At 62.9% G+C, this 25,350-nt stretch carries 24 protein-coding genes; 17 read left to right on the top strand and 7 right to left on the bottom strand.

Going from position 1 to position 25,350, the window contains the following annotated elements; translation table 11 throughout:
- Window positions 1-11 precede the first annotated feature (11 nt).
- Complete coding sequence (locus tag ATY78_RS26225; RefSeq protein WP_088685213.1) at window positions 12-935, top strand: DUF3313 domain-containing protein; 924 nt, start codon at window positions 12-14, stop codon at window positions 933-935.
- 281 nt (window positions 936-1,216) lie between these two features.
- Here the strand turns inward: ATY78_RS26225 and ATY78_RS26220 are convergent, their stop codons facing one another.
- Complete coding sequence (locus ATY78_RS26220) at window positions 1,217-1,711, bottom strand: BA14K family protein (RefSeq protein WP_088685212.1); 495 nt, start codon at window positions 1,709-1,711, stop codon at window positions 1,217-1,219.
- Window positions 1,712-1,917: 206 nt separating this feature from the next.
- Between ATY78_RS26220 and ATY78_RS28660 the strand changes: the two genes are divergently transcribed.
- The gene (locus tag ATY78_RS28660; RefSeq protein WP_190237526.1) at window positions 1,918-2,877 is read left to right on the top strand and encodes a hypothetical protein; all 960 of its coding nucleotides are present in this window, start codon (window positions 1,918-1,920) and stop codon (window positions 2,875-2,877) included.
- Between the two features lie 86 nt (window positions 2,878-2,963).
- Here the strand turns inward: ATY78_RS28660 and ATY78_RS26205 are convergent, their stop codons facing one another.
- Entirely contained in the window at window positions 2,964-4,256 is a 1,293-nt protein-coding gene (locus tag ATY78_RS26205; RefSeq protein ID WP_088685209.1) for a mechanosensitive ion channel domain-containing protein, read from the bottom strand.
- 204 nt (window positions 4,257-4,460) lie between these two features.
- Complete coding sequence (locus ATY78_RS26200; protein WP_088685353.1) at window positions 4,461-5,594, bottom strand: acyltransferase; 1,134 nt, start codon at window positions 5,592-5,594, stop codon at window positions 4,461-4,463.
- 163 nt (window positions 5,595-5,757) lie between these two features.
- Here ATY78_RS26200 and ATY78_RS26195 point away from each other — a divergent pair, with 163 nt between their 5' ends.
- Both ATY78_RS26195 and ATY78_RS26185 read left to right on the top strand, forming a co-directional pair.
- Window positions 5,758-6,288 (top strand): terminase small subunit, encoded by a 531-nt coding sequence (locus tag ATY78_RS26195; RefSeq protein ID WP_088685208.1) that lies wholly within the window; start codon window positions 5,758-5,760, stop codon window positions 6,286-6,288.
- A gap of 1 nt (window position 6,289) precedes the next feature.
- Window positions 6,290-7,786: a terminase gene (locus ATY78_RS26185; protein WP_245313632.1), complete on the top strand. Its 1,497-nt coding sequence runs from the start codon at window positions 6,290-6,292 to the stop codon at window positions 7,784-7,786.
- A gap of 396 nt (window positions 7,787-8,182) precedes the next feature.
- Here the strand turns inward: ATY78_RS26185 and ATY78_RS26180 are convergent, their stop codons facing one another.
- Entirely contained in the window at window positions 8,183-9,595 is a 1,413-nt protein-coding gene (locus ATY78_RS26180; RefSeq protein ID WP_141105677.1) for an RDD family protein, read from the bottom strand.
- 552 nt (window positions 9,596-10,147) lie between these two features.
- Here ATY78_RS26180 and ATY78_RS26175 point away from each other — a divergent pair.
- The 8 genes from ATY78_RS26175 to ATY78_RS26140 all read left to right on the top strand — a co-directional run bounded on the left by ATY78_RS26175 (window position 10,148) and on the right by ATY78_RS26140 (window position 17,509).
- Window positions 10,148-10,360: a hypothetical protein gene (locus tag ATY78_RS26175; protein ID WP_088685205.1), complete on the top strand. Its 213-nt coding sequence runs from the start codon at window positions 10,148-10,150 to the stop codon at window positions 10,358-10,360.
- Window positions 10,361-10,669: 309 nt separating this feature from the next.
- On the top strand, window positions 10,670-12,358 hold the full coding sequence (locus tag ATY78_RS26170; protein ID WP_088685204.1) for a portal protein: 1,689 nt from the start codon (window positions 10,670-10,672) through the stop codon (window positions 12,356-12,358).
- Complete coding sequence (locus ATY78_RS26165; RefSeq protein ID WP_088685203.1) at window positions 12,358-12,699, top strand: hypothetical protein; 342 nt, start codon at window positions 12,358-12,360, stop codon at window positions 12,697-12,699. Before ATY78_RS26170 ends, ATY78_RS26165 begins: the two co-directional genes overlap by 1 nt.
- Window positions 12,683-13,417 (top strand): hypothetical protein, encoded by a 735-nt coding sequence (locus tag ATY78_RS26160; protein WP_088685202.1) that lies wholly within the window; start codon window positions 12,683-12,685, stop codon window positions 13,415-13,417. The genes ATY78_RS26165 and ATY78_RS26160 overlap by 17 nt, the downstream gene beginning before the upstream one ends.
- Window positions 13,418-13,423: 6 nt before the next feature.
- Window positions 13,424-14,443: a major capsid protein gene (locus tag ATY78_RS26155; protein WP_008535504.1), complete on the top strand. Its 1,020-nt coding sequence runs from the start codon at window positions 13,424-13,426 to the stop codon at window positions 14,441-14,443.
- 75 nt (window positions 14,444-14,518) lie between these two features.
- Window positions 14,519-14,923 carry a Bbp16 family capsid cement protein gene (locus tag ATY78_RS26150; protein WP_088685201.1) on the top strand — a complete coding sequence of 135 codons (405 nt, stop codon included), beginning with the start codon at window positions 14,519-14,521 and terminating at the stop codon, window positions 14,921-14,923.
- Between the two features lie 5 nt (window positions 14,924-14,928).
- Complete coding sequence (locus tag ATY78_RS26145) at window positions 14,929-15,360, top strand: hypothetical protein (protein ID WP_088685200.1); 432 nt, start codon at window positions 14,929-14,931, stop codon at window positions 15,358-15,360.
- Between the two features lie 547 nt (window positions 15,361-15,907).
- A complete protein-coding gene (locus ATY78_RS26140) occupies window positions 15,908-17,509 on the top strand; it encodes a hypothetical protein (RefSeq protein WP_088685352.1) in 1,602 nt (533 codons plus the stop codon).
- A gap of 6 nt (window positions 17,510-17,515) precedes the next feature.
- Here the strand turns inward: ATY78_RS26140 and ATY78_RS26135 are convergent, their stop codons facing one another.
- The 3 genes from ATY78_RS26135 to ATY78_RS26130 all read right to left on the bottom strand — a co-directional run bounded on the left by ATY78_RS26135 (window position 17,516) and on the right by ATY78_RS26130 (window position 19,085).
- Window positions 17,516-17,737, bottom strand: coding sequence for a hypothetical protein (locus ATY78_RS26135; protein WP_088685199.1), 222 nt, complete (start codon window positions 17,735-17,737; stop codon window positions 17,516-17,518).
- A 186-nt stretch (window positions 17,738-17,923) separates the two neighbouring features.
- Window positions 17,924-18,100: a hypothetical protein gene (locus ATY78_RS28655; RefSeq protein WP_190237525.1), complete on the bottom strand. Its 177-nt coding sequence runs from the start codon at window positions 18,098-18,100 to the stop codon at window positions 17,924-17,926.
- 148 nt (window positions 18,101-18,248) lie between these two features.
- Complete coding sequence (locus tag ATY78_RS26130; protein ID WP_088685198.1) at window positions 18,249-19,085, bottom strand: alpha/beta hydrolase; 837 nt, start codon at window positions 19,083-19,085, stop codon at window positions 18,249-18,251.
- Window positions 19,086-19,398: 313 nt separating this feature from the next.
- Here ATY78_RS26130 and ATY78_RS26125 point away from each other — a divergent pair, with 313 nt between their 5' ends.
- The 5 genes from ATY78_RS26125 to ATY78_RS26105 are packed head-to-tail and all read left to right on the top strand — an operon-like array spanning window position 19,399 to window position 25,335.
- The gene (locus tag ATY78_RS26125) at window positions 19,399-20,028 is read left to right on the top strand and encodes a hypothetical protein (RefSeq protein WP_088685351.1); all 630 of its coding nucleotides are present in this window, start codon (window positions 19,399-19,401) and stop codon (window positions 20,026-20,028) included.
- Window positions 20,021-22,102, top strand: a complete 2,082-nt coding sequence (locus tag ATY78_RS26120) for a hypothetical protein (protein WP_088685197.1) — start codon at window positions 20,021-20,023, stop codon at window positions 22,100-22,102. The genes ATY78_RS26125 and ATY78_RS26120 overlap by 8 nt, the downstream gene beginning before the upstream one ends.
- The gene (locus tag ATY78_RS26115; protein ID WP_088685196.1) at window positions 22,092-22,559 is read left to right on the top strand and encodes a hypothetical protein; all 468 of its coding nucleotides are present in this window, start codon (window positions 22,092-22,094) and stop codon (window positions 22,557-22,559) included. Before ATY78_RS26120 ends, ATY78_RS26115 begins: the two co-directional genes overlap by 11 nt.
- Entirely contained in the window at window positions 22,552-23,082 is a 531-nt protein-coding gene (locus ATY78_RS26110; RefSeq protein WP_088685195.1) for a hypothetical protein, read from the top strand. Before ATY78_RS26115 ends, ATY78_RS26110 begins: the two co-directional genes overlap by 8 nt.
- Before the next feature lie 3 nt (window positions 23,083-23,085).
- Complete coding sequence (locus ATY78_RS26105; protein WP_088685194.1) at window positions 23,086-25,335, top strand: hypothetical protein; 2,250 nt, start codon at window positions 23,086-23,088, stop codon at window positions 25,333-25,335.
- Window positions 25,336-25,350 lie beyond the last annotated feature (15 nt).

The raw sequence follows: 25,350 nt of genomic DNA, 5'->3' as shown, positions 1-25,350 counted from the left end.
GAAACGGTGTAATGCTGCGGCAATTCTTGGCCGCCACTTTCGCCCGAGATCATCGGCGACGGAGGCCAGACAGAGTGCACAGCAATTCCTTCCCTTCATCCCTTTCAAGGGCTTCGAAGACCATTTTCATCGCCTTGTCGCTGGCGCTTGCCGCGGCGGGGTGCAGCTCGGTGCCGCTCAAGGAGGGCGGGACGCTGACCTCTTATTCCAATCTCGGTGCGCCCAAGGGCAAGCTCTCGAAATCACGCGTCTATGTCGATGGCCTCAGCCTCGCGCCGATGAAGACGGTCGCCATCGAACCGACGCGCTTCGCCTTCAGCGCCGCGAGCCGCATCAAATCGCCCGATGACCGGGCGATGGTGTCGAACGCGCTCGACCGGGCGCTCTGTATTTCCCTCAGCGACCGATATCAGATGGTGCAGCCCGGCGCGCCCGCGGACCTGACGGTCCGCTCGGTCGTCACCGACATCGTGCCGACCAGCAAGACGATGGCAGGGGTTTCCACGGTCGTGACCGTCGGCACGGGCTTCGTGCTGCCGGTCGGTGTGCCGCGCCTGCCGGTCGGGCTCGGCGGGCTGGCTGTCGAGGCCGAGGCGGTCGACAAGTCGGGCGCGCAGCGCGCGGCGATGGTCTGGGCGCGGGGCGCGAACTCGCTGCAGAACAACCCGCGCGTTTCCCAGGTGGGCGATGCCTACGGCCTTGCGGCAAAATTCAGCGGCGAATTTTCCCGCATGCTGATTGCCGGCAAGGAGCCGAAAGGGCTGGATCTCTCGCTGCCCTCAGGCCAACGCGTGAAATCCTGGTTCGGGGGCAAGCCGAAATACGTCGCCTGCGATGCCTTCGGCCGCGAGCCGGGGCTGATCGGCGCGGTCGCCGCCAAATACGGCGCACCGCCGCAATGGACCGAGAAGAAGCCGAAGGCGTCGGCTTACTGACAACACGCCCGGCCTTACCCCGAGGCTGGGCTGACGGGACGGATGGGGCAGGGACGACACGCCTTGCTCCGTCCGTCTTTGCGTTCGGGTGTTTTTCTCAGGTGAGAGGCAGGAAAAAGCCTCGCACGTTCATGCGGGCTCGCTTGCTGATAACGTCTCCTCCGTCATACTCGGCCTTGTGCCGAGTATCTAACCACTGCAGTTGTTTGGCAGGAAAATATCGTCAACAGCAAAAAGCCCCGCACGTGATGCGGGGCTCCTGCAGTGCCGGCGGACTGGAGTTATCGGCACTGGCGGCGTGGGCCGTAGTTCGGCTGGTAGGTGTTGTCGTAGGCCCGGTAGGACCGATAGCGGGCGTAGCAATATTCGGCATGCGAGCTGTAGCCACGTGAACTGTAAGCGCGCGGCTGCGAGGCGATGATGCCGCCGATGAGGGCGCCGGCTGCGAGGCCGCCGATGATGGCGCCTGCATTGTTATCGTCATAGTCGCGGTAGTGACGATAGCGGCGGTCATAACGGCCATAGCGGTCGTCCCGATAGTAGTTCCGATCGCGATAGTAGTGGCGTCTTGGATACCACCTGCGGCCATTATTGAACTGGCCTGGGCAGTTGGTGAAGTTGTTGCAGCCGACCGCGATGATCCGGGCATCGCTGCCTTCGGCCGCCGGCTGCGCTGCCTGCTGTACCGGCGTCGGCACGAAGGCGGGGCCCGCGGATGCCGGCATTCCGGAGAAGGCCGTCGCTATCGACAGGGCAATGATGGCGAATCTTTTCATATCACTCACCTTGGGTAAACGGATGTATCGAGGGGATAACGCAACGGAAGGGATTTGGTTTCATTTTGGGATGAATGGGCCTTTCACGGGCGGAATATTCGGCGAAACGTTCAAATTGCAAGAAGATGCTCAATGAGATCTTTATGGGCAAGCTGCTTCAATACTCCTGATGTAACGGCATTCTCATGCGTAGCGGAAGGACTATCATGCGGCTCTCCAGGATTCTCGGCGTTCTCTGTCTTTCAACGACCGTGGCGCTGGCGCCTCTCAACATTATCTTTACCGATCTGACCCCGGCTTTCGCCAAGGGCGGCAACGGCGGCGGTGGTGGTAACGGCGGCGGCGGAGGTGGCGGCGGGAATGGCGGCGGCGGTGGAGGCGGTGGAGGGAGCCACGGCAGCGGGAGCGGGAGCAGCGGCAGCCATGGCGGCGGCAGCAGCAAGAGCGGCAGCGGCAAGGGCAGCGCCAGCTCCAGCGGCAAGACGACCGGCAGCCGCAGCGCGAAAAGCTCGGGCAAGACGGTCCAGAGCGGCAAGACGAAGTCGCCCAAGCAGACCGTCAGCACGAAGGGCGCGACCAAAAAGACGACCATCGCTTCGGCTCCTGCGACAAAGCCCGCCAAGAAGCCGGCTGCCGAGCTTGCCGGGCTGAACTCGCTGAAGCGCAACTACCATGCGCTGATGAATACCGCAGATCCCAAGATGGCGGCGATTTCGGCCTATGCCACCGCCTATGCGCAGTATGAACTGGCAAACGGCGTGGCGCCGCCGGCTGACGATCCCGTTCTCGGCGACGCCGCCCTGGCGGAAGCTCTGGCTTCGGCAACCAAGACCGGCACGCTCAGCCCCGAAGCCTTGGCCTGGGCCAAGGACACGCTCGGCATCGGCACGGCCGTCGGCACGATCGACCAGATGAGGGACGCGCTGGCGGCAGCGGCGCCGGCTCCGGTCACGGAAGAACCGGTGACGGAGACCCCGACGACCGAGACCCCGGCAACCGAAACCCCGACTGGCGAAACCGCCGAGGGCAGCGAGGCGACCGACCCGGCCACGACCGTGGAAACGACGCCGACCGAAACGGAAAACACCACGGAAACCACCGAAGCCACGCAGACCGTGGATGAGACCGAAACCTCTGCCACGAGCACCGAGACGACGAGCCCCTGATTTTCCGCGAGAGTATTTGGTTTTGCCGAGTTCATTGCCCCTTGGTCGACGAGGGGCAATGTCGTTTCCGCGGTCCCGACAGCAGATCAGTCCGGCTGCTTGATCTCGATAGGGCTTTTCATGATGATTTCATGATGCGGGAACGGGATGGAGATGCCGGCTTTCTTGAAGGCATCCCAGAGCGCCATCAGGACTTGCCCACGAACATTCGTCAGCCCGTTCGCCGGGTCCGAGATCCAGAAGCGAAGACGAAAGTCGAGCGAGGAAGCGCCGAAGGCGGTTAGCCAGCAGACGGGTGGATTATATTGGTTTGCGACCCGGGGCACGGTCGATGCCGTCGCAATGGCGATCTTAACGACCTGATGCGGATCGCTGTTATAGGACGTCCCGAAATCGACGTCGATGCGGACATAATCACTGGAGAACGACCAGTTGACGACCTGCTGCGAGATGAAGTCCTCATTCGGAATGAGGTACTCCTTGCCATCGCGGGTGATGACGGAAACGAACCGCGAGCGCAGGTCACGGATCGATCCGAACGTATCGCCAAGGGTGATCGTGTCACCCGGCTTGATCGACTTGTCGATCAAGATGATGATGCCGGATATGAAGTTCGATACCACTTTTTGAAGGCCGAAGCCTATTCCGACGCCGACCGCGCCTGAGAAAATGGTCAGCGCCGTAAGATCGACCCCGGTCGCCGACAAAGCGATGGCTCCCGCGATGATGATCAGGCTGATCTTGATGAATTTGCTGATCAGCACCTTGATGGAAGGCGACAAGTCGGCCGACAGCTGAACCCAGTGGGAAAGCACATTGCCGACGAGGACGGCAATCCAGATCAAGGCAACCGCCAGCACGAGGGCTTTGAGCACGAGCAGAAGCGAGAGCCTGACGGCGCCCAAGTTGACCGCGAGCCCGTCAAGAGCAGATAGAACCGGGCCATCGAGACCCACGGCATAAAGAGCGATGTAGCTCCAGCTGCCGATCGCGACGGCGCGTGACAGGGTTGGGTTGCGGATGATTTTGGTCAGGACGGAGATGACGAACCATGCCGCCGCCAGCGTCAGGGCCGTGGACACGAGCCAGCGTTGTGAGGGCCACGCGCTCTTGCTCAGCACGACATTGGCGATCCACAGCCAACACACGAGGAAAAGCCACATCAGCCGGCGCATGAGGGCAATGATGACCCGAAGCAGGTCTGGATTACCCTTGATCCGGCGCGCCTTCGCCTCCATCGCAGGCTCCGTGCGTGAGGCAAGCAAGGACGCAAAACCGTATCCGGCCACGATGATCGCAAGCTGAAAGAACGTCCATTCGTTCAGAATGAACGTCGTCAGCCACTGCTCGGCGATCTCGGTCATCTGCTTGATATTCATGATGATGATCCGATGAATGTCAGCTAGATAAAGGTATCGCACGAGCTGGAAGAAACAAGCTCAGCATTCCTCAGAAAACTCAATGATTTACTGTGACCTCAGCCACCGGAGAGATCAAAAAACGCGCGACGAATGAAAACGCCGATCGCCCCTCGATCCGCCAGCGCAGGCGGGCCATACTCGTCTAGAGAGCGGGAGTGCTTCTTACGCGGAGGCTCGCGGTTTTGTCAGTTCCTTGCCGATATTCTGGCCGGGCATTTCGATGAAATTGTATCCGACCCAGGCAAGCGCATAGACGATCGGCACCGTGATCAGCAGCGTCAGGGCCCAGCGCACGGGGGCGCTGACATCGACGGCGCCGATGAGATAGGCGATGACGGGCTGCATGATCAGGAGGTGGACCAGGTAGGCGCCGAAGGAAAGCTCACCGAGATTGTGGAAAAAGCGATTGCCGAGCCATTCGCTGACGGGCCTGGCCATCTTCGCCGCAGCAGACGGCAGGCGGGCGGTGTGAATGAGCGCAAAGAACGTCAGGACCAGGACGATCCTGGTGATCTGATGCAGCCAGTCCATCTCGCCGCCGAGAGGGGCGATGACGAGATAACCGGCGAAGCCCGCGAAGAGATAAGCGCGCCTTTCATTCGTCCACAGGGCGCCGGCCAGCAGCATGCCGGCCGCGAAGACATGCATCTTGAGCGGCAGGAATGTGGGCATCACGAAAGTGTATCCGATCCTGTGGCTCAGATAGGCTGCGAGAGCGCCGAGCGCCGCAACGCCCGTAATGCCTTTGATCCAGCCGACGCGGCCGACGATCAGCATGATGAACGGCAAGGCCGCGTAGAACTGCATTTCGAGCCCGATGCTCCAATCCGGAAGGGCCGTTCTGAAAGAATAGGAGCGGCTCACCCCGAACAGGAATGAGAAATGCGCGAGGTAGTTCGACAGGCTGCTGTCGAGATACCGGCTGGCGAGCTGCGGCGGCACCCCATTGAACGCATCGATCACCATCCGCGCATCGTAGATGAAGGGCCCAAGCGTCAATGCGGCGACGAGCATGACATAATAGAGCGGCGCAATTCGGAAATAGCGCCGAACCCAGAACGTCACCCATGTGCTCGTCGCTTCCCATGGCTCTCTTCCTCGCCGGCGCTGGTAATGGAAGACCATCAGGAAGCCCGAGAGCATGATGAAAAGGTCCACTCCCAGCTCGGGATCTCCGATGACCGGCACTTTGAAGCCGGTCAATATATGGGCGTGTCCGACCAAAACCCAGAGAGCGGCAAGGCCACGCAAGCCATCGAGGCATTCAATGCGGCCACCGGCGCGAGAATCGCTCATATTTGCAATCCCTCCGTTCATAGTCTGGATTGCAACATTTTCCGCCGCGCATCAATCAATTTTGCGATGCAGCGTTGCAATCGACCGGTCGCGACGGCTGCCGAGTTGATGTTCCCAACCATCCTGCCGCTATGATCGTCCCTCATCGAGGGCTCGATTATTCATGGCAAAACTGACGGTGAAGCAGCGCCTGTTCGTGGCGGAGTATCTGAAGGATCTGAATGCGACGCAGGCGGCGAGGCGGGCGGGCTATAGCGATCGGTCGAAAAATGCTCCGACCCGGCTGATGGCGAACGAGGCGGTGCGCGGCGCGATCGATAAAGCGCTGGCGGCGCAGATGGAGCGAATGGAGATTACGGCCGAGCGGGTGCTTTCCGCCATCGCGCAAATCGCCTTCGGCGACGTGCGCGATGTTTTCGATGAGGAGGGGGCGCTGAAGGCGCCTTCGGAGTGGGACGAGAGGACGGCGGCAGGCGTTGCGGGGCTGGAGATCAATACCTCGGCAAAGGCCAAGGGGGAGGTGGTGCATGTGGCGAAGATCAAGCGGGCGGACCGGCTGAGGGCGCTCGACATGCTGGCGCGGCATCACTCGCTTTATAACGACCGGCTGGAGATCAAGGGGCTGGAGGCGCTGAGCGAGAGGCTGGCGCGCGCCAAGGCGCGCAAGGCCGGCGACGGCGGAGCGGAGGGCTGAGATGGCGGGGCGTGGGCTTGAGATGGGAAAGCGCGGGGCTGGCGATCCGAACGAGGCGATCATCGAGCTGGCGAGCGACTGCCAATTCGATCCGCTGGGGTGGAGCCTGAGCGCGTGGGACTGGGGCGTTGGGGCGCTGGAAGGGCATGCGGGGCCGAGGGCCTGGCAGCGGGATATTTTCACGGTCGTCCGTGATCATCTCGCCGATCCCGCCACACGCTTCCAGCCGCTGCAGATCGCGGTTGCATCCGGCCACGGCATCGGCAAATCGGCCTTCATGGGCATGCTGTCCAACTGGGCGATGTCCTGCTGGAACGAGGCGATGCTGGTGACGACGGCCAATACCGACACGCAGATGCGCACCAAGACGGCGCCGGAGATCGGCAAATGGTTCCGCTCGTCGATAACGGCGCACTGGTTCGACGTGCAGGCGACCTCGATCCGGGCGCGGGACAAGGCGGCGTCGGACAAATGGCGGCAGGATTTCGTGCCCTGGTCCGTGAACAACACCGAGGCCTTCGCCGGGCTGCACAATCAGGGCAAGATCATCGTGCTGGAGTTCGACGAGGCCTCGAAGATCCACGACAAGGTGTGGGAAGTGGCCGAAGGGGCGCTGACCGACGAGAACACCGTGATCCTCTGGATCGTCTTCGGCAATCCGACGCGCAATTCCGGACGCTTCCGAGAGTGTTTCCGCCGCTATCGTCACCGCTGGGTGACACGCCAGATCGACAGCCGCACGGTGGAGGGCACCAACAAGGCCAAGATCGCCCAATGGCGGGAGGATCACGGCGAAGACAGCGATTTCTTCAAGATCCGCGTTCGCGGCCAGTTTCCGAGCCAGTCAGCCATGCAGTTCATTTCAGCAGACGATGTCGACCAAGCGCGTGCGCGCCATCTCCGCCGCGAGCAATATGCCTTCGCACCCGTGATCCTCGGCGTCGATCCGGCCTGGACCGGCGACGACACGCTGGAGATCATGCTGCGGCAGGGGCTTTATTCGAAGAGCCTCGCCTCGCTTTCGCGGAACGACAACGATGTCCAGGTGGCCGGGCTGATCGCGCGGCTGGAGGAGGAGCACCAGGCCGACGCCGTGTTCGTCGACGCCGGCTACGGCACCGGCATCGTCAGCGCCGGCGAGGTGATGGGTCGCTCCTGGCGGCTGATCTGGTTTTCCGGCAAGCCGCTCGATCCCGGCTTTCTCAACAAGCGCGCGGAGATGTGGGGCATGCAGAAGCGCTGGCTCAAGGCGGGCGGGACGCTCGACCCCCAGGACGAGGCGCTCTACCAGGATCTCGTCGGGCCGGAGACGGTGGCGCGGCTGGATGGGAAGATCCAGCTGGAGAGCAAGGAAGACATGAAGGCGCGCGGGCTGCCTTCGCCGAACCGGGGGGATGCGCTGGCGCTGACCTTTGCCGAGCCGGTGGTGAAGCGGGAGAGGGGTGTAACGGCCGGGAGCGGGGTGGATGTGGAGGTGGAGTATAGTCCGCTGGGGTGAGGTGAATGAGGCGGGTGGCCGGCCTCGTCCTTCGAGGCCCCCGCGGGGCGGCTCAGGATGAGGACGGGGAGTCTTTGCGCGTCGAAGGAGCTTCAATCGTCGCAAAGAGTCATTCACGGCGCAGACGCGCCGTGGCTGGATTCCTGTGACAGGCACAGGAATGAGGGAGGATGGGCAGTGGCATCGCACAACGATCAGCCCTAATCCTGAGGTGCGAAGGCCGAAGGCCGGAGCCTCGAAGGACGGGGGCGGGTGATGAGCGCCCACGTTGGTATGCGCATTGTCGAATGAACCGCAGTGGCCGGCCTCGTCCTTCGAGGCCCCTCACGGGGCGCCTCAGGATGATGGCGGAGAGAGGATGATGCTTGATCTCGCTTCGACTTTCGATCCGATGCGCTAATCGATCGTTCCTATGAGTTCGTTGATGAAAAACTCCTTGTTTGGAACCTCGTCGGTCTGCCGGCCGCGGGCGAACATCAATGTTCGCCAGGCATTGCGACCCTCTATTACGATCGTGATCTCCACGGTTGTGTTGGCCGCTGTGAGGCTTTTGCCGGTTGCGCGAAGCGCGGCGTGGCCCCGCACAGTGACGGGCGCCCAGAGCGATGTCAAAACCACTTCCTTTGCCAAGACATCGGCGATGGCATGCGCGTAGCTTATGCGGTCCACATCGTCGAAATCCAGCCGCTGGTATCCCAGCAAGAGTTCGGCGAAAAGCGCATCGGAATTGAAGTAAAACACGTTGCCGTCGCCGTCCGGGAGCTCACCCTCTTTCCATGTTCGCGCGATGTAGGCGGCCCGGTTGGTGATCGGATTTTTCCACGGCCGAAAGTCCTCCAATTCGAGATCAGATCTTACGGTGTCGGAATTCAGGTGGGCGGCGATGCCGACCAGGACCGCAACAGCGAGCATGCCGAGGACAGTGCGCAGCCTGGATGATCCGCCGACGACCGGCGCTTCGTCTAGGTCATAGCTGGCAGGTTTTCCGGCCTTGAGCCGGTGGTATTGGCGCGTGAAGGTAAAGGGCCAGAATATCGGCAAGCCGAGCGCAAGGCCCGCCAGCAAGACCCGAAATTCACGCCGGAAGAAATAGCCCGCCGCCCTTTCACCATCGGGCAGCGGTACTCTAACGCCGACGATCGACTTGCCGATCGTTGTTCCCGTCATCGTCATGATGCAGCCGAGAACAACGGCAGTTATCGGAACCAGAATCAAGTTAAAGGGCGGAGCAAATTTGCCCATAACCGTGAGATAAAGAGCAGGCGCATATATTGACGTCAGCACGCCGAATGCAAAGCTCAAACCCAGCTGGAGCAAGAAGAAGTCAACCAATCGCGCCCAAAACCGCGGCCATGGTCCGGCCAGTGATGCGTTCGCGGAGATTGAGATGGCATCGACAGCCGCGATAGCGCTGTCGGAGCGATTTTCGCCGAGCCGGATGAGTGCTGAATAACCGACAGTCGCGCTCACGAAGAGAGCGATCTGCCATCGCTTCTCAATCATCAAGCTTACAAAACCATTCGCCGAAGCGATCGGCAGCCACGCCGTCATTGCGGCAGATAGCGTCAGATCGATCAGATAGACGGCGGACAGAGCGCAGACTCTCCACCAGAAGCGGGTCGGCGGTGCGATGATCGTGATGATCACCGAAGCTAAAAGACCCCTGAAAAGCGGGCCGGTCTGCACCTTCTGAACATCAAGTCCTTGGAAATGGATAACCGCCGAAAAGCCGACAACTCCGATCGCCGTTGCCAATAGCAGGGCCGCGATATTGGCGACGAGCGGATTTGGGGATGATGTTGCCGTCATTGTCTTGAGGTCGCCGGCTGTCGGCAAAGAGGAAGGCGCGATGGTTCATACTGGCGCTTCCGGTCGAGCGAACCAGCCAAAAGGTCTCGGAAAATCATACATCCCCACGAAAGATCGATTGGGGGAGTTATGCATATTTTGCAATGGGTTGAAAGCGCACCCAGCCGGGCCGCGCACATAATATTTTCGATCTGAAAGCCTGCTCCGCGCTCCCATGCCACTGTCGTCCTTTCCTCGCGAGTTATTCACGGCGCGGACGCGCCGTGGCTGGATTCCTGTGACGGGCACAGGAATGAGGAGGGTGGGGTGAGCGCCTCGGCATCAGGTCAGCGCTTCCCGGCTGTCGGTGGCGACGAGTGTTTCCTTCATTGGCAGGGGTGTTCGTGCCGACAACCATCGGGGACGTAGAGATTGAGGAACCCTCCCGGGTGAGGGAAGAGCGTTGGGCAGGGCAGGGGCGGACACGCACTCTCCCTTGCTGCCTTCCGGCCCTGCCGCGCTCTTCCCTCGTTCATCCGGGCCTTTCCTCGCCAGCAAGATGGATGATGTCCTATGTGTCTGTTTTCCAAGCCTTCCCAGCCTGATCCGCCGGAGCTTCCGCCCGAGCCGGCGCAGTTGAAGCAGCCGGATGGGGCTGCGGTTCGGACTGCCGTCGGGCGGCGGACGGAGGATCGGGTGCGGTCGCGGCCGGATACGATCCTGACTTCGCCGTCCGGTGTGACGACGACGGCGCCGACCGAAAAGAAGACGCTGCTGGGGCAGTGAGGCGGGTGGCGTGGGGCTTGGGGCCGGTGCGGGCAGAGCTTGCGTAAGGGCTGCGGGCACATGCGTTCCCTGTTCGGCGTCATCCTCGGCCTTGTGCCGAGGATCTGCTGAGCCGTCGCAGATGCTCGGGACAAGCCCGAGCATGACGAAAGAGGCGTTGGCCGACCTTTTCACAGCTCAGAGCGCAGTTCCTGTCTGCATCGATCTTACCAGCATGGGGTCTTTCCCGTGCGGACGCACCAAAACGGTCTGACCACTTGGGAAGGACATCAACGCGGCATCGCCCGCGTGCATGGAGGCAAATGAGGCATGAGCGACAACGCACCGGATCATGAAAGCCAGATCACCTATCACCGCCGGCGGATGGAGGAGCTGAAGCGTATCCGTCAGCCGTGGGAGAATGTGTGGCGGCAGCTCGCGGATTATATCGAGCCGACGCGGCTGAGGTTGACCGAGAAGGATGAAGGGGCGGTGAGCCGCGCCAAGATCATCGACAGTACGGGGACATTTGCCCACCGGACGCTGAAATCGGGTATGCATTCCGGCATCACTTCGCCGGCGCGGCCGTGGTTTCGGTTGACGACCTATGATCCTGATCTCAAGGATTTCGCGCCTGTTAAGGAGTATCTCGCGGCCGTCGAGCAGCGGCTGCGCGAGGTGTTTCAGTCCTCGAATATCTACAATGCCTTTCATACCGGCTATGGCGATCTCGGGCAGTTTGGGCAGTCGGTCGGCATTCTTTCCGAAGACAGCGACAAGGTGGTGCGGCTGCAGCAATTGCTGCATGGCAGCTTCTGGATCTCGCGCGATGAGAATGGCAGGGTGACGACGCTTTACCGGCGGTTTCGCTGGTCGGTGCAGCGCATCGTTTCCCGCTTCGGCTACGACAATGTCAGCCAGACGGTGAAGAATTTCTACGACAATGGCCACTATGACGAGATCCTGACGATCTGCCATGCGATCGAGCCCAGGCTTTCGCGCGATCCCGATCGGATCGACAAGCGCAACAAGCCTTTCCTTTCCAACTACTGGGAGGAGCAGGCGGGCGACAGGCGGCTGCTCGAGGAAAGCGGCTTCGACGAGAACCCGCTGATCGGGCCGGCCTGGGAAATTGCCGGCGACGACAATTATGCGACCTCGCCCGGGCAGATCGCGCTCGGCGACATTTCCATGCTGCAGCTGGAACAGCAGCGCAAACTGGAAGCGATCGACAAGCTGGTGCGCCCGCCGATGACCGGGCCGACCTCGATGCGCAACAACCCGGCTTCGCTGCTGCCGGGCAAGATCACCTATGTCGACGATCCCAATGGCCGGGGCTTCCGGCCGGCGATGGAGATCCAGCTCCGGCTTTCGGAGCTCGCGAGCGATATTCGCGAGACCCAGGAGCGCATCCGCCAGGCCTTCTATGCCGATCTTTTCCTGATGCTGTCGCAGATGGAGGGCATCCAGCCGCGCAACCAGTTCGAGATCGCCGAGCGCAAGGAAGAGAAGCTCTTGGCGCTGGGGCCGGTGCTGGAAAATATCTACGGCGCCCAGCTGGAACCGACGATCGACCGGACCTACCAGATCCTCAACCGGCGGCGCGAACTGCCGCCGCCGCCGCGGGAATTGCAGAACCAGGAGCTGAAGATCGAATATATCTCGATCCTCGCCCAGGCGCAGAAGGCGGTGGCGACAGGCAGCATCGAGCGCGGCTTCGCCTTCCTCGGCCAGGTCTCCGCCGTCAAGCCCGAGGTGCTCGACAAGGTCGATGCCGACGAGGCGGTCGATCTCTATTTCGATTATCTCGGCGTGCCGCCCTCCGTTGTCGTGCCCGACGACGAGGTGGCGCAGCTGAGGGGCGCGCGCGCCCAGAAGCAGCAGATGGCCGAAAATGCCGAGATGGCCGCGAAGATGGCGCCGGCGGCGAAATCCGGCGCGGATGCGGCGGCCGTGCTTGCGAGCGCCGGTGAAAACCCGAACGGGGCAGCCCTTCTGCAGCAACTGGGGCTTGGCTGATGCGCGAACTCGACGAAAACCTTTCGCCCGCCGAACGCCAGGAGCGCGAAGCATTAGCCGCCGCCTTCCGCGAGGTCTTCTCGCTGCCGTCGGGCAAACGCATGCTGTTCTGGATGCTGGAGCAATGCGCGATCTACCGCGAAGCCTTTGCCGGCGAGGCGGTGAGCGCGACGCATTATACGCTCGGCCTGCAGGGGGCAGGCCGCAAGCTGATCGCCAAGCTCGACGAGATCGACCAGCGCTTCTACCCGAGCCTGCTGCTCGAAATCGCCACCATCAAAGCCATCGACCGCGAGGTCGCAACCAATAAGAGGAGTGAAGACGATGACGTCGACGCATGAGCGGATCGGCCGGCCGGCCATTAACTGGAGCGCCGAGGGCGCCGGCAGCGGCGGCGGGGAGCCGGAGAATGTGCTGTTTCCCGACGACGTGCCGCAGCAAGGCGGCGCCGGCCGGGCTGACGCGGGCGAGGGCAGCCGCAGCGACGATCGGGCAAGGCCCGCCAAGACCGATGACGAGAATACGCCTGACAAGGCCGGGCAGGACGGCGATGAGGCGGCTTCCGATGAGGCCGACCGGGTGCCGGAGGACGGTAAGTATACGCTTGCCATGCCCGACGGCATCGCCGTCGACGAGGAGTTGCTCGACGCACTCGGCCCCGATTTCCGTGAGCTGGGGCTGACCAACAGCGAGGCGCAGAAGCTTGCCGACCGGTTCATCGCCATCCAGTCGGCGCGTGCGGATGCGCGCGGCAAGGTCTGGGGCGAGACGATTTCGAAATGGGCCGACGATGCGAAGGCCGATGCCGAGATCGGCGGGCGCAAGTGGGACGGCACCGTGCGCGACAGCCGCCGCTTCGTCAACACGATGGGGACGCCGGCTCTGCGCGAATATCTGGAGGCGAGTGGTGGCGGCAACCATCCGGAGCTTATTCGTATTTTTGCGAAGGCCGGGGCGCTCATCAGAGAGGACGATCCGGCCACCGGCGGCGCCGGAGGCACGGGCAGGCCCGTCGATCCAGCGCATGTTCTGTTCCCGAACGATGCACCGAAAGGCTAAAGAGACATGGCAACAATCGGCAATAGCTTCCCTCAACTGATCGACATGCACAAGGGCTCGACCGAGGGCTCGGTTGTCGAGCTGCTGTCGCAGCAGAACCCCATTCTCGACGACGCGATCGCCACCGAATGCAACATGGGCGCCTCCCACCGCCACATGATCCGCACCGGTCTGCCGTCCGTCGCCTGGGGCCGCCTCTACCAGGGCGTTCCGCAGTCCAAGGCGACCATGCAGCAGGTCGACGACACCACAGGCTTCGTCGAGGCCATGTCCGGCGTCGACGTGCGCCTCCTGAAACTCGCGCCCGACCCGGCCAAGGAGCGGCTGACTTCGGCCGCACCCTTCATGGAGGCGATGAACCAGGAGGTGGCGACCGGCATCTTCTACCACAATACCGAGACGACGCCGGAGAAGTTCAAGGGGCTTTCGGCCCGCTACAGCAGCTATTCCGACACGCGCGGCACGATCGCCAACCAGGTGGTGAACGGCGGCGGCACGGGCAGCGACAACACCTCGATCTGGTTCGTCACCTGGGGCGACCACGCAAGCTCGCTGATCTATCCCAAGGGTACCAAGGCGGGCGTCAGCCACGAGGACAAGGGCGAGCAGCGCGTGCTCGATGAAAGCGGCCAGCCCTATTTCCGCAAGGAAGACTACTGGTGCTGGCATGTCGGCATGTTCGTGAAGGACTGGCGCTACAACGCCCGCGTCGCCAACATCGACGTGTCCAACATGCTCGCCGGCAGCGTCGACCTCTGGGCACTGATGCGCAAGGCCTACTACCGCCTGCAGTCGCGCCGCCGCGACGGTGTGGCGAGCCGCATCGCGATCTACATGAACCGCGACGTGCTCGAAATCCTCGACGTCCAGTCGAGCGACCGAAGCCTGCTGGCGGCCAACCCGAACTATACCGGGCTGACGCACATGACCGTCGAGGGCAAGGAAGTTCGCGCCTATCGCGGCATTCCGATCCGCGAGACCGACGCCATCCTCAACACCGAGGCGGCGGTGCCGGCTGCCGTGTAATTCCGGCCTGATCGGCTTTGGCCCGTCGCCAATGGCGGCGGCGGGCAGTTCCCTTCAAGACGAGAGGCATTTCAGATGATTTTCGACAAGCAGAGCCTGCTTTCCGATGCGCAGGCGATCACCGCCGATGCGGCGAGCACCAATGTGATCAACCTCGGCCCGATCGCCACCGGCATCGTTCGCAACATCGGCAAGGGCAAGAAGATCCCGCTTTCGATCCAGGTGGTCGAGGCGTTCAACAACCTGACCTCGCTCGAGGTGAAGGTGCAGGTCGACGACAACGAAGCCTTCGCGACGCCGAAGCAGGTCGGCACCACCGGCGCGCTGGCGCTCGCCGACCTCGCGCTCGGCAAGCGGCTCAATATCGACGTGATCCCGCGCGACGCCGACGAGCGCTTCTTCCGCCTGTTCTACGACGTGACGGGAACGGCGCCGACGACGGGCAAGATCACCGCCGGCGTCGTCGCGGCGACGGAGTAGCCGTCATGGTGAAGGTGATCGCAAACGAAAGGGGCTATTTCGACGGCGAGCTGCGCGACATCGGCGCCGCCTTCGTCGTGCCGGACGAGCTCTGGAACGACGAGGAGAGGCGGCCGAAATGGGCGAGTCTTGCGCCGCAGGGTGCGGGCGGCGCCAGGATCGTCCGGCCGAAAAGCGGCGAGGGCGCCGGCGCCGCTGAAATCCCCGAGGACTGGCAGAGCCTGACGGCGGCAGAGCGCAAGGCGCTGGCGAGAGTGATCTCCGGGGAGCCGGCGCCGAACGCGAAGGACGCTGACGGCGTGATCGCGGCGGAGGTCGAGCGGCGTGCGGGCGAGGTTGGCTCGGGTGAAGACGCATCAAGCCGTGTGTCGGGGAATGGCATCCAGGAAGCGCTTGGGCTGCAGCAGCCGGACTGGGTCATGCCCGCTGGTAACTGACTGACGGGGAGGGCGCATTGCCGCCCGGTGCCGCCCCTCATCCGGCTGTCGCCACCTTCTCCCCGCATGCGGGGAGAAGGGGACGTGCCGCAACCTCTCCGTTCCTCGCCCGCCTCCCATAAGGCACGTTCCCTCGCCCCGTTTACGGGGAGAGGGTTAGGGTGAGGGGCTAGCATCAGCACGAACCGGATGTCGTGCTGATGCGCGCATCCACGCAGATCGATACGCAGCAGATCCTCGGCACAAGGCCGAGGATGACGTCGATAGAGAATATCGCCCTTTCTTCCGCACTCCAAAAAGAAGCATCCTCATGGCCGAGATTTTCAATGAGCAGCGTGTGATCGGTGTGCATATCGTTCCCGACGGGACGGTGCTGCACAATGGGCAGCGCGTGGTGGGCATCCGCGAGGCCGAGAGCGGCGTGCTGTTTACCGACGGCCGGCGGGTTCTCGGCGTCAGCGTGCTTTCCGGCAGCGAAGTCATCTATAACGAGCAGCTCGTCGTCGGCGTGGTGATCATTGCGGACGGGCGCACGCTCTATAACGGGATGCCGGTCGTTCCCGTCAGCGGCAGCGGGCATCCGCCCTGGGTTGCCGATCCGAACCGCTACATGCCGGCGGCGACCCGTGTGGCGTGGCCGGGCGGCTTTACGCAGACCTATGCGGCAGGCCTGAACTATCAGGCTTCCGAACTCTATTTCGGATCGCCCGACTATCCCACCAACAGCTTCCTTATTCCCTTCGTCGGTTTCGGCCTGACCCAAGGCAACAACGCGCCCCAGGAAACCGTCAATCCGAATGCGGACATGCTGATCGACGAGGTGTTCTTCCTGCACCCCGACGGCAACGAGTATCCGGTGCTGTTCGTCGGGATTGCCGCAGCGGCGGCAACCGCGGCAACGGGCATCGTGTGGGGTGAGGTGACGCTGCCGGCGGATTTGCCGAGGCGGTCTATTTTCGGCATCCGGACCGTCTGGCACGGCACGGTCGGCAACACCTATATCGGCGGCTATCGCATTCAGCGCCATCGCGGCGAGAAATATTGGGCGGCCGGCGACCTGGCCTCCGTGCGGGCGCTTGCCGCGGCGAGCGCGCCGAGCACGCCGGACAGGGATCCAGACAGTTTCTACAATACGGTTGGCAACGTCTCGAATTCGCAGCCGCTGGCCTATGGCCCGGCGATGATCTTCGCCAAGGGATGGGACGGGCGGCCGGTGCCGCTCGTGCTCTCCGACAGCCTCATCGAGCGCCAGGAGATCGCCGCATCGGCCGACGAACGCGGCAATATGGGCGTATGGCGCCGCTGGTTCGACGTGGCCGATCCGGTCTGGGGCGAAACCATGCCGCTCATCATGGGCGTGCCGGGCGCAAAATCGCAGCTGGAACTCGCCGGTTCGGGCAGCACGATCGCCACGCTTCGCTGGGGGCTGATCGACATCGTCAAGAACACCTATAATGGCGGCCTGAACCCCTGGACCTTCGTCTTCGACCAGTCGGGACGCAACGACAACAATGCCACCGCAAGCACCTGGGCGAATTTCAAATTCGGCCTGGTTGACCGCGTGAAGGCGCGCTACGGCGCGGGCATCCATGTCGTCGGCGTGACGATCCAGCCGACGGTATCGACCTCGACGGCCTATCGAACGCTCGCCGGCCTTTCGGTTGCGACCCTGTGGAATGCGGTGTCGGGCACGCTGAAATCGGTCAACGACCTGATCAAGGCGAGCAGCCGCTACGCCAGATGGATCGATTTTCTGCCTTACTGGTCGGACAGCCGCTCGCTCGGTTTTCCGCCGACGGCCGAACTCTTTCCGCTCGGCAACGTGATCGGCCATCCCGGCAACCAGGACGGCGTGACCACCTGGAATACGATGGTGCTGCCCGACATCGTTCCCAATGGTGCGCGCATCACCTTCGAGTATCAGCCGGGGCTTTATACCTCCAGAACCGTCATTGCCCGCACCGACAATGGCGATGGGACGATCACGGCGACGGTCAAGGAAGTGTTCGCGACCAATGTGCAGGACAATGCGGCGCTCTTCGGCGCAGGTCTCGGCAGCGACGGCATCGGCGTGCATGAAGATCTTTACGGCATTCTCTACACGGTCGACCGGATGCCGCAGACCGAGAAGTCGAAATTCTATCCGTAAGAATGGTCAGCCCGGCCGGGCTGCACCGCCGGCCAGCAGCCGGAGCTGGCTTTCGTCATGAACGCCCTGCCGGAAAAGCTCGATGATGAGAGCGCCGATATTATCGGCTTTCTCGCTCGCCCTGTCGATTTCGAGTTCGGTGCAGACGGCTTCGTGAACGCGCCTGCAAACGTCGAGATCCGCGGAGGCGAGCGGTTCGTCGCGTGTGCTGAACAGCTTGTCTGACATCGCCTGACCCTTTTTCGATGTCCGTGAATCGCTGTCTGGAAGATAATTTCGTGATGTTTCTTCTGCAAGATGGACGAAGGCCCAAATCTTAAAACAACCGAAAAACGCGATAAATGCGGGCCGAGAGCGATGAAGACGCGCCGAGCGGCCGCCGACGCGTGATCCTGCGATTGCTGAGCGTGGGATCTATCCCGCTTCGGGAGCCTTGCCGCCTTCGCGCGACAGACGCAGCTCTTTCAGCCGCCGCGTCTTCTCCCTGCGAGCCCGCTGCTCCGCCTCGATGGTTTCCTTGGCGGCTCGCTCGGTATTTTCAAAACGATCCTGCCGATACGCCTTTGATGAGGGTTCACGTTCTCTTGTCATGGCTTGGAAACGCAAACGGACGGAAACGGTTTCATGGAAAATGGGAGAAAGCGACCGATGATTTGCCGATCCTGCCGGCTAAACGGCGTTTGGCGGCGGAAACCAACTGAGAGACCGGGCGCCTTGTCGGCGCCCGGTTTTGCGAGCATCAGCCCTTGATGAAAGCCAGCAGGTCGGCGTTGATGACGTCGGCGTTGATGGTGCACATGCCATGCGAGAATTTCTCGTAGACCTTCAGGGTGGCGTTCTGCAGGAGCTTGGAGGAGAGCAGGGCGGAATCGGCGATCGGGACGATCTGGTCGTCGTCGCCGTGCATGACGAAGGTCGGCACGGTGATGCTCTTCAGGTCCTCGGTAAAATCGGTTTCCGAGAAGGCCTTGATGCCGTCGTAATGGGCCTTGGCGCCGCCCATCATGCCCTGGCGCCACCAATTGTCGATGACCGGCTCCGACACTTTCGCGCCGGGGCGGTTGAAGCCGTAGAAGGGGCCGGCCGGAAGATCGCGGTAGAATTGCGCGCGGTCGGCGGCGAGCTGGCTGCGCAGGCCGTCGAAGACTTCGATCGGCAGGCCGCCCGGATTGGCCTCGGTCTTGACCATGATCGGCGGCACGGCGCCGATGATCGCCAGCTTGGCGACGCGGCCCTGCGGCTGGCCATGGCGGGCGACATAATGGGTTGCCTCGCCGCCGCCGGTGGAGTGGCCGACATGGACGGCGTTCCTGAGATCGAGATGCTCGACCACGGCGGCGGCGTCCGCCGCGTAGTGATCCATGTCGTGACCGTCTCCCACCTGGGTGGAGCGGCCGTGGCCGCGCCGGTCATGGGCGACGACGCGGTAGCCCTTGTGCAGGAAGAATAGCATCTGGGCGTCCCAATCATCGGAGCTCAGCGGCCAGCCGTGGTGGAACATGATCGGCTGGGCGCTTTTCGACCCCCAATCCTTATAGAAAATCTCAACGCCGTCCTTGGTGGTGACTGTGCTCATGGCATGGCTCCCTTGGTTGGATTGATGCAGGCTGAAAATGGGCGCGCGTGAAAGATTTGCGCCGAGTGCTGATGTACGTATCTAATCCGGCTTTCTGCCGAATTGATATGACAGATTTCCATAAGAGAATGTGCAGATAAGTAAAGCTGCGGGGGTCACAGTCACAGAGCGTTTTGACGCCGGGCGCCCGCCCTCGTCCTTCTAGGCGATCCTGCGGATCGCGCGTCGGGATGAGGCTCTCTTTGGTGTTGCAGGCGTTTCATGCCGGCAACCATTCCCAGCCTAAGGTCGCTCAACCACGGGGTTGATCGACATGACATCCATTATTTCCATCTGCAATCTGGCGCTCGCCTCCATCGGCAAGGACAGCATCAATGCGCTGAGCGAGCCGACGGTGGAGGCGCGGGCCTGCAACCGTTTTTTTGCGCCGGCGCGGGATGCGCTGCTGCAGGCCTATCCCTGGCGTTTTGCCGGCAGAACACGATCGCTTGCGGCGATCGAGAACGATCGGCCGGGGGAGTGGGCCTATGCCTATGACCGGCCGGTGGACTGCCTGGCGATCCGGGGCATTCGCTCGGCGCTTGATGTGACCGGCGATTTATCGGTCGGCGGCGTTTTTTCCGGTGGCGCGTCTTCTACCGCAGGCGGGCATGCTTATGAAGCCGAGGGCGGCATGATCTATTGCAATCTTTCGCCCGCCTATCTGAATTTCACGGAGCGCCTGACCGATCCGACGAAATATTCGCCGCTTTTCGTCGATGCGCTCGCCTGGCATCTGGCGGTGCGGCTCGCCATGCCGCTGACGCGCGATCCGCAGGTGCGCGCCGATGCGTTCCAGCTTGCCAACAGCACGCAGGCGCTGGCCCAGACGGCGGATGCCAACGAGACCTGGGGCGGCACCGACGAGCAGGACGGGCTGACGGGAGGTCGGGTCAATGGCTGATCTGCGCGCCTACCAGCCGTCCTTCGGGGGCGGGGAACTCTCGCCGGCGCTCTGGGCCCGCGTCGACCAGGCAAAATACGCCAGCGGACTGAAGACGGCGCTGAACCTCTTCATCAATCCACATGGCGGGGCATCGAACCGCGCGGGCCTCGCCTTCATCCGCGAGGTCAAGGCGAGCGCCAACAAGGCGCGGCTGATCCCCTTCCAGTTCAACACCGAGCAATCCTATGTGCTGGAATTCGGCCATCTCTATTTCCGGGTCTTCCGCGATGGCGGGCTCGTTCTGTCCGGCACCACACCTTACGAGGTGACGACGCCCTACGTTCATACCGCGCTCGACGAACTGGTGTTCGTGCAGGAGGCTGACGTGATGTATATCTGTCATCCAGACTATCCCGTACGCAAACTGGCGCGTCTCGCCGACAACAACTGGACACTCTCGCTCGTGACCTTCGCGCCGAAGATCGCCGCACCGACAGGCGTGAGCGCGGCGGCGATCGTCGGGTCTGGAGGCACGACAAACGGCTATTGCGTCTCGGCCATCGATAGTGAAAGCGGCGAGGAAAGCCTCCCTTCGACGGCTGTTTTCGTCAACAACGACCTGACGGTGAGCGGCCGCAAGAACCGCGTCAGCTGGTCGGCGGTCGCGGGCGTCTCGCGCTATATCGTCTACAAGAGCGACAACGGCGTCTACGGCTATATCGGCGGCACGGCGGGGCTCTTCTTCGACGACGACAATATCGCGGCCGATCTTGCGGACACTCCGCAGAAGGCGCGCAACCCTTTCAACAGCGCCGGCAACTATCCCCGCTGCGCGACCTTCATCGAACAGCGCCTCGCTTTTGCATCCACCAAGAACGATCCGCAGGCGGTCTGGCTGTCGCAATCGGCCAATTACGAGAATTTCGGCTATTCCTCGCCCTCCAAGGCGAGCGATGCCGTGACCTTCCGCATCCGCGCCCGGCAGGTGAACGAGATCCGCTCGATGCTGGCGCTGCGCGGGCTGATGCTGCTGACATCGGGCGCCGAATGGATCGTCAGCGGCGGCTCGCAATCCGACGCGATTTCTCCCTCGTCGATCAAGATCGACAATCAGGGCTATCGGGGAGCCGCCCGGGTGCAGCCGATCGTCGTCGGCAATACCGTGCTCTTTGCCCAGGAGCGCGGCGGTGTCATCCGCGACTTCAGCTATGTCTACACCGAGGACAGCTTCGTCGGCAAAGACTTGACCATCCTTGCCCGCCACCTCTTCGAAAACCGGCGCGTCAAGGCCTGGGCCTATGCGCAGGCGCCCTATTCGATCGCCTGGGTGGTGCTCGACAACGGTGCGCTCGTTTCGCTCACCTATCTCAAGGAGCATGACGTCTGGGCCTGGACGCGCCATGAAAGCGGGCCTGACAACGACGCCGTTTTCGAGGATGTCACCGTCATTGCCGAGGGTAATGAGGACGTACCTTACTTCCTCGTCAAACGCACGGTCGGCGGCCAGTCCCGGCGCTATATCGAACGGCTGCACAGCCGCGTCTTTGCCTCGGTCAGCGACGCCTTCTTCGTCGATTGCGGCCTGACCTATAGCGGGGCGCCGGTCAGCGTGATCGGCGGGCTCAGCCATCTCGAGGGGCAGAAGGTGGTGGCGCTGGCCGACGGCAATGTGGTGCGCAACCTGACCGTCAGCGGTGGCGTGGTGACACTCGATGTCGCCGCTTCCAAGGTGCATGTCGGCCTGCCTGTCGTTTCCGCGCTGCAGACGCTCGATATCGATCTCGGCAATGTCGGTGGGCTCGGAACCGTGCAGGGACGGCAGAAATCGGTGAGCAATGTGACGCTCAGGGTCGAGCAGACGCGCGGCATCTTCATCGGCCCGCGTGACGGGGCGCGGGGCGACGCGCATCTCGTCGAATACAAGCAGCGCTCGACGGAAGACTGGGACGATCCGATCGAGCCCATCACCGGCGATATCTCGCTGACGCCGCAATGGGACTGGGATACCGGCGGCAATATGTGGATCAAGCAGTTCGATCCACTGCCGATGACCATTCTCGCCATCATGCCGGATATCACCCTTGGCCGGTAAGATCCGCGTCGTGCCCGTCCGCGCGCTCGATGTGCGCGAGGTCGCCCGGCGCATGCGCAGGGCGGACCGGGAGGAGGTGTGGAAGGCATCCGGCATGACGCCGGCGCAGGCGCTCACCTATTCGCTGCGAAAATCCTCGGCCGCCTGGACGGTTTTCATCGACGGGCGGGCCGAGGCGATCTTCGGTGTCGGCGCGATCAACATTCTCGCCGGCGTCGGCGCGCCGTGGCTGCTCGGGACCGATGCCATCGAACGCCATGCCGCCGGCTTTCTCAGGGGCTCAGTCGAGTGGAGAGACCAACTGTTGCGGCACTATCCCATTCTGAGAAACTTCGTCGACGTCGACAACAGCGTCTCGCTGCGCTGGCTGCGTTGGCTGGGTTTTTCGATTTTCGATCCCATCAGCCTCCGCGGTCATGAATTCCGCCCATTCGAATTGAGGTCCAGCCATGTGTGATATCGGTCTTGCCCTGACGCTCGGCTCGACACTGGTCGGCGCTGCCGGCTCCGTGCAGCAGGGGCAGGCTGCGAAAGCGGCCGGCAAATACAACCAGCAGGTCGCCGAGATGAACGCCGAGCTTTCCGAGCGGCGGGCGCAGGACGCGCTGGAGCGCGGAGCGCAGGAAGAACAGCGCAAGCGGCAGGAAGTGGCGCGGATCATGGGCGCGCAAACTGCGGCGATGGCCGCGAACGGCCTCGACATCACCTTCGGCTCGCCGCTCGACACGCTGATCGATACGGCCACGCTCGGCGAACTCGACGCGCTGACCATCCGCACCAACGCCTATCGTGAGGCCTATGACTTCCGCGTCGATGCCGTCAACCAGCGGGCGGGGGGGACGCTGGAGCGGGCGAAGGGGGATTATGCGGCCAAGGGTGGGTATCTCGAGGCGGCGGGCACGATCCTGACTGGGGCCGGAAAAATCTACGGCAAGCTCAACAAAACCACCGCACCTACAGCAGCCACGAAAGAGAACTGAGTCATGGTCACTGTTCCCGAATACCAAAGCAATGTTGCGACGCGGCCGATCTTTCAGAGCAAGCTCGACGTCAAGGCCGATGCTGAAAACTTCGGCAAAAACGTCGGTATCGGTATGGGGAAGTTGGCAGACGGGCTTGGAAATTTGGGATCGTCTATCTCAGACGTTCAGGCTGCCAGAGAGGCAGCCGCCCAACAGAGCCAGAACCCGCAAGCCGCGGCGAAAGGAGCCGGCGGCGGTGAACAGAAGGCTGCCGCTCCCAAGGAGCTCGATAGCGTCATGCGCGCCAAGGGGCAGGAGAACCAGCTTGCAGCATGGGACCGCAACGCCCGTTACGGCGAGGGTGGCTTCATGACGCTGACCGGCCAGGCGGCGGTCGATGGCCGCGCCGATTACGAGCGGCGGCTCACTGAAAAGCGCAAGGAATTCGGCGCCGGCCTGACGGGCGAGGCGGCCGAGATGTATGGCCGCGCCGCTGACGCCAGGGTCAACGCCTCGCTTCAGAGCGCGGTCGTCTATTCGGGCCAGCAGCGCAAGGTCTGGTTTCAGCAAAATGCCGCCGCGCGTGTCGACAGCTTCGCACGAGATGCGGTGGTGAATTTCACCCGCCCCGACCTGGTGACGAAGAATGTCGCGGCCGGGCTCCTGGAACTGCAGGAGCAGGGGCGGCTGGAAGGCTGGAGCGACGAGACCGTGATGGCGCGCGGCAGTGAGTTCGTTTCCGGCGTCCATAGGGATATCACCCTGCGGCTGGCCGATGACGACCCGATCGCTGCGGACCGCTACCGCAATGACCATGCCGGCCAGATGACGGGCGCCGATAACGACATGCTGACGGAGGCGCTCGAAGGCGAGATCAGCAACGAACACTCCAAGCGCGAGGCGGGCGCCATTCTGACGCAGGGCAGGCGCGCTTCCGTGCCAGTGGGCGATGCCGCGGGCGATCTGATGGACGCTGGCGAACGATCCGGCCGCACGGTTGCGGCTGCCGGGCCGACAAGGCTTCGCCAGGAGCTTGCGGCGCGGGCTGCCGGTACGGGCGCGGAGGCTGTCGACAGGCTGGACGAGAGTTTCGCCACCAATCTTGCGGCGATGATAGAGGATGCGCCGCCCGCCATTCGCGACGGGCTGCAGATCCTCGGCAGCGCGAAGGGGGCGGCCAATGCGATTGATCTCGGTTGGAACGGGCGGGCGCTGAAATCCGGGGCCGCGCCGAAGGAGGTGCTCGACTACATTCACGGCAATGCCGCCCGATACGGCATGTATTTCCCTGTCACCGACGATCCCGAGCAGGCCGCGCCATTTTCCACGCGCGGCGGCACGGTGGCGCCGCGGGGCAACAAGGTCGCGCCGCGCGCGCTCGGCCCTTCCACCGAGGATATCGACAGGAGCCTTGCCGGCATCGGCGATGACAAGGTGCGCCAGCTCACGCAAAACCGCGTCCAGTCCGCGCTGGAGACCCAGGCGAGGGCCGAGGAGGCGCGGACAAAACAGGCCAAGGCCGAGCTCTGGCGGGCGATCGACGCCGGCAAGACGCCCGACGACGTGCCGCGGGAGATCCGCCAAGTGGCCGGCATGGAGACGGTGTCGGCGGCGTGGAACTACATGCAGACGGTGGCGAAAGGCCGGGCGGGGCAGGGCGACGAGGTTCTGTTTTACGATATGCGCAGATATGCCGCGATGGACCCTGATGGATTCGCCGGTGTCGATCTCAACGATTATCGCGGCCGGCTGGGTGCTGAGGCATTCCGCGAACTGTCGGAGCTGCAGAACGCCGCGCTGAGCGGGCAGGCGGTGATCAAACGCGAGGGCCTGCAGCTGGCCGATGCCTTCGCGCAATCGCAAAAGCAGCTCGACTCCATCGGCATTACTGCAAACGGCAAGTTCGGCGCCGAACGTCAAGCGGCGATCCAGCAGGTTGCCCGGTTTCAGAACGCGCTTGCGTCCGAGATCGCCGCGTTCAAGAAAGAAAATGACGGCAGGACGCCGAACGAATTCGATATTGCATCGATCCGCAACAAGCTGCTGCTGCCGCTCGTACTGCGCGAGCCGGAGCCGGTGATGGAGACCCCTGTGCTCGAGATGGCCGATTGGGGAGATCTCCCGCCCGATGCCCGGCAAGTGCTGGCATCCGAACTTTCGCGCGACCTCGGCAGGGAGGCGAACGAGGCCGAGGTGATGGGCTATTATAAGGGTTTCGCTTCGCTTCTGACGCTGGCCGCCGGGGCTGACGGCGGCAGCCGCCATTCGTGATGCCAACCGTCTGGA

Source organism: Rhizobium sp. R635 (assembly GCF_002211285.1).
Lineage (GTDB): Bacteria > Pseudomonadota > Alphaproteobacteria > Rhizobiales > Rhizobiaceae > Rhizobium.
This window is presented reverse-complemented; position numbering and strand designations above follow the sequence as displayed.

Excerpts from the sequence above, each read along its gene's own strand:
- ATY78_RS28660 (WP_190237526.1), top strand. The coding sequence starts at position 1,918 with ATGCGGCTCTCCAGGATTCTCGGCGTTCTCTGTCTTTCAACGACCGTG.
- ATY78_RS26140 (WP_088685352.1), top strand. The coding sequence starts at position 15,908 with ATGCCGGTCGTTCCCGTCAGCGGCAGCGGGCATCCGCCCTGGGTTGCC.
- ATY78_RS28655 (WP_190237525.1), bottom strand. The coding sequence starts at position 18,100 with ATGACAAGAGAACGTGAACCCTCATCAAAGGCGTATCGGCAGGATCGT.
- ATY78_RS26185 (WP_245313632.1), top strand. The coding sequence starts at position 6,290 with ATGGCGGGGCGTGGGCTTGAGATGGGAAAGCGCGGGGCTGGCGATCCG.
- ATY78_RS26145 (WP_088685200.1), top strand. The coding sequence starts at position 14,929 with ATGGTGAAGGTGATCGCAAACGAAAGGGGCTATTTCGACGGCGAGCTG.
- ATY78_RS26200 (WP_088685353.1), bottom strand. The coding sequence starts at position 5,594 with ATGAGCGATTCTCGCGCCGGTGGCCGCATTGAATGCCTCGATGGCTTG.
- ATY78_RS26225 (WP_088685213.1), top strand. The coding sequence starts at position 12 with ATGCTGCGGCAATTCTTGGCCGCCACTTTCGCCCGAGATCATCGGCGA.
- ATY78_RS26150 (WP_088685201.1), top strand. The coding sequence starts at position 14,519 with ATGATTTTCGACAAGCAGAGCCTGCTTTCCGATGCGCAGGCGATCACC.
- ATY78_RS26170 (WP_088685204.1), top strand. The coding sequence starts at position 10,670 with ATGAGCGACAACGCACCGGATCATGAAAGCCAGATCACCTATCACCGC.
- ATY78_RS26175 (WP_088685205.1), top strand. The coding sequence starts at position 10,148 with ATGTGTCTGTTTTCCAAGCCTTCCCAGCCTGATCCGCCGGAGCTTCCG.
- ATY78_RS26155 (WP_008535504.1), top strand. The coding sequence starts at position 13,424 with ATGGCAACAATCGGCAATAGCTTCCCTCAACTGATCGACATGCACAAG.
- ATY78_RS26125 (WP_088685351.1), top strand. The coding sequence starts at position 19,399 with ATGACATCCATTATTTCCATCTGCAATCTGGCGCTCGCCTCCATCGGC.
- ATY78_RS26180 (WP_141105677.1), bottom strand. The coding sequence starts at position 9,595 with ATGACGGCAACATCATCCCCAAATCCGCTCGTCGCCAATATCGCGGCC.
- ATY78_RS26120 (WP_088685197.1), top strand. The coding sequence starts at position 20,021 with ATGGCTGATCTGCGCGCCTACCAGCCGTCCTTCGGGGGCGGGGAACTC.
- ATY78_RS26105 (WP_088685194.1), top strand. The coding sequence starts at position 23,086 with ATGGTCACTGTTCCCGAATACCAAAGCAATGTTGCGACGCGGCCGATC.
- ATY78_RS26165 (WP_088685203.1), top strand. The coding sequence starts at position 12,358 with ATGCGCGAACTCGACGAAAACCTTTCGCCCGCCGAACGCCAGGAGCGC.
- ATY78_RS26130 (WP_088685198.1), bottom strand. The coding sequence starts at position 19,085 with ATGAGCACAGTCACCACCAAGGACGGCGTTGAGATTTTCTATAAGGAT.
- ATY78_RS26205 (WP_088685209.1), bottom strand. The coding sequence starts at position 4,256 with ATGAATATCAAGCAGATGACCGAGATCGCCGAGCAGTGGCTGACGACG.
- ATY78_RS26135 (WP_088685199.1), bottom strand. The coding sequence starts at position 17,737 with ATGTCAGACAAGCTGTTCAGCACACGCGACGAACCGCTCGCCTCCGCG.
- ATY78_RS26110 (WP_088685195.1), top strand. The coding sequence starts at position 22,552 with ATGTGTGATATCGGTCTTGCCCTGACGCTCGGCTCGACACTGGTCGGC.
- ATY78_RS26220 (WP_088685212.1), bottom strand. The coding sequence starts at position 1,711 with ATGAAAAGATTCGCCATCATTGCCCTGTCGATAGCGACGGCCTTCTCC.
- ATY78_RS26195 (WP_088685208.1), top strand. The coding sequence starts at position 5,758 with ATGGCAAAACTGACGGTGAAGCAGCGCCTGTTCGTGGCGGAGTATCTG.
- ATY78_RS26160 (WP_088685202.1), top strand. The coding sequence starts at position 12,683 with ATGACGTCGACGCATGAGCGGATCGGCCGGCCGGCCATTAACTGGAGC.